The following is a 7,666-nucleotide window of genomic DNA, read 5'->3' as shown; positions in this document are numbered from 1 at the left end:
GGGTGAAGGCCGCGGGGCGCTGCGTCGCACGGGGGGTGGGCTTGTCCATGGTCCTGCAGATGGGGCTTCGCGCGCCGAACTGCAATTGCATATTGGGGCACAAGCGCCGATAGGCTGCGGGATATGGCCCGTTCCACTCCTGCCGATGAAGTCCCCGGCGTTCCCGCCCGCCGCGCCGCGCTGCGCATGCTCGATGCCGTGCTCAACCCCGCCGATCCTGCGCGCGATGGAACGCGCCGACGACCGCGCGCTTGCCCTCGCCATCGCGCAGGAAGCCTTGCGCTGGATGGCCGATCTCGATGCCCTGATCGATGGTGCAACCAGGCAGCCGCTGCCCGAGGATGCCAAGGCCCGCTCGGTCCTGCGCCTGATGCTGGCACAAGCCCTGCGCCTGAACCTGCCCGGCCACGCCATCGTCGCCACCGGGTTGCCGCTGCTTGTGGGCGGCCCCCGACGGCTGGCGCACGGCGTGTTCTCCGCCGTCACCAAGGGCGGCGCGAAGCTGCCTGAAGCCCCCACGCTCCCCCCCGCCGTCGCCGCCCGCTGGCATGTGGCATGGCCCGAGCGCCTCGGCACCATCGCCCAGGGCCTCGCCGAGCCGCCCCCGCTCGACCTGACCTTGCGTGATCCGGCACAGACCGCGCACTGGGCCGAACGCCTTGGCGGCCAGTCGCTCGCCCCCGGTCACATCCGCCTCGCCCGCGCCGGTGCCATCGAAGCGCTCGACGGCTTCAGCGAAGGCGCGTGGTGGGTGCAGGACCTCGCCGCCAGCGTGCCCGCGCGCCTGCTGGGCGAAGGGAAGGGCCGCCGCGCGCTTGACCTTTGCGCCGCGCCGGGCGGCAAGACCCTGCAACTCGCCGCCGCCGAGTGGGACGTCACCGCGCTCGACAAGTCCGCCCGCCGCACCGAACGCCTCGCCGAAAACCTCAAGCGCAGCGGTCTCACGGCGCAAGTCGTCGTTGCCGATGCCCTGAACTGGCAGCCCGAACACCCGTTCGACGCCATCCTGCTCGACGCCCCCTGCAGCGCCACCGGCACTTGCCGCCGCCACCCCGACGTCCTCCACCGCCACGCCAATCTCGCCGAACTCACCGCCCTGCAATCCGCGATGCTCGACCGCGCCGCCACCTGGCTCGCCCCTGGTGGCACCCTGGTCTACGCGGTCTGCTCACTGGAGCGCGAGGAAGGCGAGTTGCAGGCGCTGGCCTTCGACAAGCTGCCCCCCGCACCGGTCACCGAGGTGGAACTGCCCGAAGGCCTAACCCCCATCGACGGCCACTTCCGCTCCGATCCTGGCATGTTGGCAGAACAAGGCGGCATCGACGGCTTTTTCGCGGCGAGGTGGGTGAAGGGGTAAGGGCGGGGAATACTCGCGCATACAGTTTACAGTGGGCCATCTGGTAAATCTTCGGAAAAGGAGCTGCAGCGACAGGCTTACTGGAACTTGCACAAGGCTCGCATCCTCAAGTAATCTAGCGTTTTCACAATGATCGCATTGAACGCCGGACATATGCACCATAATGTTGATGAGCGAGGCTCAACAGAATTTATGTGCGCGAGGAGGGCGTGTGGTGAAGGCGTCTGAGGAACTTGAACTACTGGTTCAACGCATACAACAGGAACTCGCGCCAAACGCGGAAGTCATCCATAATGTGAAAATGATGGGCTGCCGATCAAAGGTGAACCGGCAAATTGACGTGCTAGTTAAGGAGCGGATTGGTCAATACGAAATTAAGATCGTCATAGACTGTAAAGACTATAAGCATCCAGTAGATGTCAAAGGTGTTGAAGAATTTTACGGGTTGCTTAAGGATGTAGGTGGGCATAAGGGGGTTCTAGTCTGTCCTAGAGGGTTTAGTGAGGCAGCTAAAAACCGAGCCAGTGATCTTCAAATCGATCTCTACAGTCCAGTAGATACAGACCCCCACAAATGGCAGGTCGTTCCCTATATACCCGCGATGGTTGATTGGAGGGGAGTTGCAATCTCGTTTGGGGTGAGTTGCTCGTATCCGGCCCCATTCATGATGCCAGGCAATTTTTTCTCTTCGATCGTCGCATTTGATGAGGCTGGTAACGAACTGGGCAACCCGGTCCAACGACTCCTTGACCAATGGAACAAAGGCGACATCACAACCGAAGAAGGGGAAACTGGGGAGCTGCCGATTTTCGGCGACACCGTGCCTTGGGTGGATAACGGCTACGGTCAACGCATTCCGGTGCGTCTCTACGCAAACATGCTCGTCCACCGCCAACTTCGTTACGGACAGCTTCCAATTCGTAAGATGTCAGGGTTCAAGGACGAATTGAAGGGCGTTGTCATCACGAACGCTTTTGAAGTGGGCATTCTGGACCCCGAGGAGATCGACCGGGAGTGGAGAGAAATTGCGAAGGAGGAAGAGGCCCATCCTCAGCCAGTTCTCCTCTTGCGTGGTGTCACCTACTACGATTTGCAAATGGTCAAAGACAGCGGGGTCTTTGGCTTCTGAGTTGCCCCGCGTTGGTCTGCGGGTAATCCTATCTCCGCAACCGACTTCATTGCGCGGCACTGATGACAACAGTTCCCCTAGCTCTCCCCCGCCAGCCTCCGCCGAAACATCCGCCGCACCAGCCACGGTTCCAGAAACCGCCCGACCAGGTACAAAAACGCGAAGATCCCCGAGAACACATAGGCTGCCATTGCCGAAGGCTTGCGCTTGCGGCTGCCGCCTTCGCCGTCCTTGGGTTTTTCCGGAGCGGGTGCGCCGAGGAACTTGTCGATCGGGTGCAGGGTCAGGACCGGTTCGTCCTTCTTGTCGTCCTTCTTCGCCCCTGCGGCCTTCTCCTTGGCTTCGGCCTGCGCCTTCTGGTATGCGCCCACCGCCAGCGTCAGCTGGCCAAAGCCGATGAACACGAACGGCAGCAGGAAGCAGAACAGCATGAAGCGGCTGGTCAGGCGGTAGCGCACGACGCGGCCCGTCGCCGTGTCTTCCACCCGCAGCGCGCCCTTCTCGAACGTGGCAAGCGTATCCTGCGCGGCGGGGGAGGGGTTGGCATAGGCCAGCCCTTCGCCCAGCGGCTGCACGCTGTAGCCATCGGCTGCGAACGCTGGCGAAACCCTTGCCAGTGCCTCGTCCGCGCCGAGCCCCTCGGGCACCGGCACTTCATCGCGCACCGTCCAGATCCAGTCGATCAGGCGCTTGGCGGAACGCGGCTTCTCGGGCGTCATCGGTTGCGTCCAGGGCGATGTCGCAGCCAGACCGCTCATTCCGCCGGAACCGCTGTATGCGCGCCACCAATGCCGCCACCGAACTTCGCTTTCAGCGTCTTCCACGCCTCGCTGAACGGATAGTGCATCACCTCGCGGATGTGCATGCGGCGGCCGCCTTCCATGCCCAGCACCTCGGCCTCGCCATCGACGCAGGTGCCGAACATGCGGTCGATGATGATCCACGTGCCGGCATAGTTGCTGCGCGTCGCTTCATAATCGAGCGAGTGGTGGACGCTGTGGTGCTCGGTGGTGTTGAACAGGAAGCGCCACCAGCGCGGTGTGTTGAAGCGCACGTTGATATGCTGATATGTGCTCACGGCGAGCCCGAACGTCCCCGCGATCAGGAAGGCGCGCGGCAGGAAGTCAAAAAAGCCGCCGATGCCAAGGCCGATCAGGAACAGCTCCACCGGATTGCCCACCGCGCCCTTGTTGATGTTGAGCTGGGTGATGAAGTGGTGCGGTGCATGGGTCAGCCACAGCGGATACCAGTTGTGCATGCCGCGATGCATCCAGTACTGGCCGAAGTCGAACACGAACGAGATCAGGAACGCCTGCAGCAGCAGCGGCAGCCCGGTGAACCATGCCACCTTGCCGAAATCGAAGTTGCTCTGCAGCGCGCTGATGATCGCATCAGACCCGATGAACTGGTCGACGATGCGCAGCACGGTGTAGCCAAGGCCGACATAGAACAGGTCGGTCACCAGCTCCTTCCACGTCAGCTGCCATGATCGGAACCGCGGGTTGACCCACTCCAGCGCCAGGAGCAGCACCTTGAAGCCGATGCCGATGGCAATGCCGGTGGATGCTACGGCCCACTCGTTCGGCGCATAGTACCAGAACAGCAGGAAGCCGAAGAAGGTGACCGGCTGGAACCAGGTGAAGAACGCCCGCTTGAATGCCCCGCCTTCAACCTTGGGCACGTTCTCCCAACCGACTGTCACTGGCGCGTCCGCGCCGATGATGCGATTGCCAACCTGAACACCTGCCATCTGCCGACCCTCGATCTGCATGCCATGCGGCGGGAAAAAGGCCCCGCTTCGGATCGCACTATGGACAGTCCGCCGCGCAGGTATACGCGTCGAATGACGTATGCCCTTTGTGGCGGGATTTCAGGGGCTTGCTCACGGCTCAGCCCGGGAATCAGGCGATCTGCACAGGATTTGAAGTCGGCGCAGGAAACTTTTGCCACGCGGTGCGTTCATTGTCGTTAACGTTAGTCTTGTGGTCGGTGGCCGTTGTCGATTCCTGAATTCTCCGGCCAGTCGGCCCGCATGCTCCTTCGCGAAAGCACCCGCCCGGATCACGATCGCGTCGACGCCGCCTTTGCCCGGTTCGACCTTGGCGATCCTGTCGATTACCGCGCGTTCCTTCTCGCCCAGGCGTCGGCCTTGCTCCCGATCGAAGCCGCGCTGACCGCTGCGGGCGTGCAGGAGGTCGTCTGCGACTGGCCGCAACGGCAACGGGCAAGCCGCGTCCTTGCCGACCTCGCGGACCTTGGCCTCGGCACTCCCAGGGCACTGGAGGCGCCGCAGCTTGGCTCAACGGCGCAGATGCTGGGGGCTCTCTATGTCGTCGAAGGCTCGCGCCTCGGCGGAGCGATGCTCGCCCGACGCGTGCCCGCGCATCTGCCCTGCCGCTTCCTTTCGGACTCGGACTCCTCGCGCTGGCGCTCGCTGGTCGCGCTGATCGATCACGAACTCGCCTCTCCCGCAAGCCAGGCGGCAGCCCTTGCCTCTGCCCGCGCGGCGTTCGCCCTTTTCGAAGCCGCCGCTCATGCGCAAGCCGGAGTTCGCGTCCCTTGAGCACTGACCCATTGGGCACTGGCAGCGCGGTCGACCTGACCAACTGCGATCGCGAACCGATCCACATCATCGGCACCATTCAGCCCAGCGGCTTCCTCATCGCGTTGACCGCCGACTGGTTGATCGCCCGCGCCTCGGCAAACCTTCCGGAATTCATCGGCTGGGAGCTTGCCGATACCTACGGGCGCTCGCTTGAAGAGGTTTTCCTGCCGCAGGCCGTGCATGACCTGCGCAACCGCACCACCATGCTCCGCAACGAAGACGCGGTCGAACGCATGTTCGATGTCCCCCTCGTCGCGGGCAAGGGCAACTTCGACGTCGCCGTCCACTACAGCGGCGGCCAGATCGTCATCGAGGCCGAACCTTCGCGCGGCAGCCTCGGCGACGTCACCGGCATGGTCCGCTCTATGTTTGCGCGGCTCGATCAGTGCAAGAACATGACCGCGTTCTACCGCGAAGGCGCCCGCCAGATCCGCGCGCTGATCCAGTTCGACCGAGTCATGGTCTATCGCTTCGCTCCCGACGGATCGGGCGAAGTCGTGGCCGAAGCCTGCCGCCCCGGCATCGGCCAGTTCCTCGGCCTGCATTACCCGGCCAGCGATATTCCGGCCCAGGCGCGCCAGCTCTACTTGCGCAACGTCCTGCGCGTGATCGGCGACGTCCACGCCACGCCCGTGCCGGTGCTTCCCGCGCTGGACGAGACCGGCGCCCCGCTCGACATGTCGCTCTCGCTGTTGCGCTCGGTTTCGCCGATCCACATCGAGTATCTCAAGAACATGGGCGTCGATGCCTCGATGTCGATCTCCATCATCGTCGATGGCAAGCTGTGGGGCCTGTTCGCCTGCCACCATTACTCGGCCAACAACCCCAACTTCGAACGTCGCGCGGTGGCAGAGCTGTTCGCCCAGATGTTCTGCATGCGCCTCGAAAGCCGCGAGCGGCAGGATACGATGGAGTTCGAACGCCGCGCCCGCGATATCTCCGACCAGCTGCTCGGGGCTGTCGCCTCAGATGAAACGCTGCTGCGCGATCCCGACTGGCTGGCCGACATCCTCACGCACGCCATTGCGGCGGACGGCGTGGGCGTCTGGCTCTCGGGCGGTTATGCCTTCTCCGGCCAGTGCCCGCCCACGGAGGACTTCCGCAGGATCGTCCGCGCGCTGAACACCACTGCCGCCGGCAAGGTCTACGCGACCGACCATATCGGCTCGCTGATTCCGGATACCTATCGTTTTTCCGACAAGGTCGCGGGCCTGCTCGCCATCCCCATCTCCCGCTCTCCGCGCGATTACGTCGTGCTGTTCCGGTCGGAGATGGTGCGCTCGGTCCGCTGGGCAGGTGATCCGCACAAGCCCGTCGAGTACGGCCCCAACGGACCGCGCCTGTCCCCGCGCGAGAGCTTTGCCGAATGGAAGGAACTGGTCCGGGGCAAGTCCAGACCATTCACCTCCTCGGAACTGCGCGTAGCCGAAACCCTGCGCGCCACGCTGATCGAGGTCGTGTTGCGCCTGTCGGACGAGGCCACCGCCGAACGCCAGCAGGCAAGCGACCGGCAGGAACTGCTGATTGCCGAGCTAAACCACCGCGTCCGCAACATCCTCGGCCTGATCCGTGGCCTCATCCGCCAGTCGCAGGCGAGCGATCCGGCGCTGGCGGGCTTCGTCAAGCTGATCGACGGCCGCATCCACGCGCTCGCCAGGGCGCACAACCAGATCACCGAGGACCACTGGGGCCCGGCGCCACTGCAATCCCTCATCGACGCCGAGGCGGCGACGTTCATGGTGGACAGCAGGCGCATCCGCAGTTCGGGCGAGCAGGTCATGCTCAATCCGCTCGCCTATTCGACGATGGCCTTGGTCCTTCACGAACTCGTCACCAATTCCAGCAAGTACGGCAGCCTCTCGGTCCCCGATGGTCATGTCACGATCGCCTGGAATTTCTCAGCCAAGGGTGACCTTCTGGTCGCATGGCGCGAGGTTGGCGGTCCGCCCGTGCGCGAACCGCAGCGGCAGGGCTTCGGCACCACGTTCATCCAGCGCTCTGTGCCCTACGATCTCGGCGGCGAGGCTGCGGTGCGCTTTCAGGAAAGCGGGTTCAAGGCCGACTTCTGCATTCCCAAGCGCCACGTTGCCGAGGCCTCGGGTGCAGCGCGCGTGATCCATTTTCCCAAGTCAGGCCCCGGCCACGTCGAGGAACCTCCGCAGAACCTGCTCACCGGTCAGCGCGTCCTGCTGGTCGAGGACAGCCTGATCATCGCGCTCGATGCCGAGGATATCCTCTCCCGTCTTGGCGCCGAGTCTGTCGTGACCGCAGGCTCCGTCGACGCCGCCCTCGATCTGATCGACGCAGCCCGGCCGACCATCGCCTTGCTCGACATCAATCTCGGCATCGGCACCAGCTTCCCGATTGCCGATGTCCTGCATGAACGCGAAGTGCCTTTCATGTTCGCAACCGGATATGGCGAGCAGGCAAAGTTCCCGGACGTCCACCGCGCCCGCCCGGTGGTGCAGAAGCCCTATACCATCGGCAACATCGCAAGAGCTTTGGCGACGCTGCTGCCGGACTGAAGAGGTGCTTGAACTCCCCCTCCCGCAGGCGGGGAGGGGGAGTTCAAGCA

The 7,666-nt window shown here is 63.9% G+C and carries 5 protein-coding genes and 1 pseudogene; 4 read left to right on the top strand and 2 right to left on the bottom strand.

What is annotated here, in order from left to right; translation table 11 throughout:
• The first annotated feature begins 123 nt into the window (after window positions 1-123).
• Window positions 124-1,357 (top strand): annotated as a pseudogene (locus AX703_RS20895) (RsmB/NOP family class I SAM-dependent RNA methyltransferase).
• A 169-nt stretch (window positions 1,358-1,526) separates the two neighbouring features.
• A complete protein-coding gene (locus AX703_RS20890; RefSeq protein ID WP_197423794.1) occupies window positions 1,527-2,486 on the top strand; it encodes a restriction endonuclease in 960 nt (319 codons plus the stop codon).
• 77 nt (window positions 2,487-2,563) lie between these two features.
• Here AX703_RS20890 and AX703_RS20885 read toward each other — a convergent pair whose 3' ends face one another.
• Window positions 2,564-3,244 (bottom strand): hypothetical protein, encoded by a 681-nt coding sequence (locus tag AX703_RS20885; RefSeq protein ID WP_062346926.1) that lies wholly within the window; start codon window positions 3,242-3,244, stop codon window positions 2,564-2,566.
• The gene (locus tag AX703_RS20880) at window positions 3,241-4,236 is read right to left on the bottom strand and encodes a sterol desaturase family protein (RefSeq protein ID WP_062346930.1); all 996 of its coding nucleotides are present in this window, start codon (window positions 4,234-4,236) and stop codon (window positions 3,241-3,243) included. Before AX703_RS20880 ends, AX703_RS20885 begins: the two co-directional genes overlap by 4 nt.
• A gap of 282 nt (window positions 4,237-4,518) precedes the next feature.
• On the opposite strand from AX703_RS20880, the gene AX703_RS20875 reads away from it, so the two are divergent.
• Both AX703_RS20875 and AX703_RS20870 read left to right on the top strand, forming a co-directional pair.
• Entirely contained in the window at window positions 4,519-5,049 is a 531-nt protein-coding gene (locus AX703_RS20875; RefSeq protein WP_062346924.1) for a biliverdin-producing heme oxygenase, read from the top strand.
• Window positions 5,046-7,616, top strand: a complete 2,571-nt coding sequence (locus AX703_RS20870) for an HWE histidine kinase domain-containing protein (RefSeq protein WP_231735648.1) — start codon at window positions 5,046-5,048, stop codon at window positions 7,614-7,616. The genes AX703_RS20875 and AX703_RS20870 overlap by 4 nt, the downstream gene beginning before the upstream one ends.
• Window positions 7,617-7,666: the final 50 nt, after the last annotated feature.

The organism is Novosphingobium sp. CCH12-A3 (assembly GCF_001556015.1).
Classification (GTDB): Bacteria; Pseudomonadota; Alphaproteobacteria; order Sphingomonadales; family Sphingomonadaceae; genus Novosphingobium; species Novosphingobium subterraneum.
This window is presented reverse-complemented; position numbering and strand designations above follow the sequence as displayed.

Coding starts and splice junctions, on each gene's coding strand:
- AX703_RS20890 (WP_197423794.1), top strand. CDS start 1,527: ATGAGCGAGGCTCAACAGAATTTATGTGCGCGAGGAGGGCGTGTGGTG.
- AX703_RS20885 (WP_062346926.1), bottom strand. CDS start 3,244: ATGAGCGGTCTGGCTGCGACATCGCCCTGGACGCAACCGATGACGCCC.
- AX703_RS20880 (WP_062346930.1), bottom strand. CDS start 4,236: ATGGCAGGTGTTCAGGTTGGCAATCGCATCATCGGCGCGGACGCGCCA.
- AX703_RS20875 (WP_062346924.1), top strand. CDS start 4,519: ATGCTCCTTCGCGAAAGCACCCGCCCGGATCACGATCGCGTCGACGCC.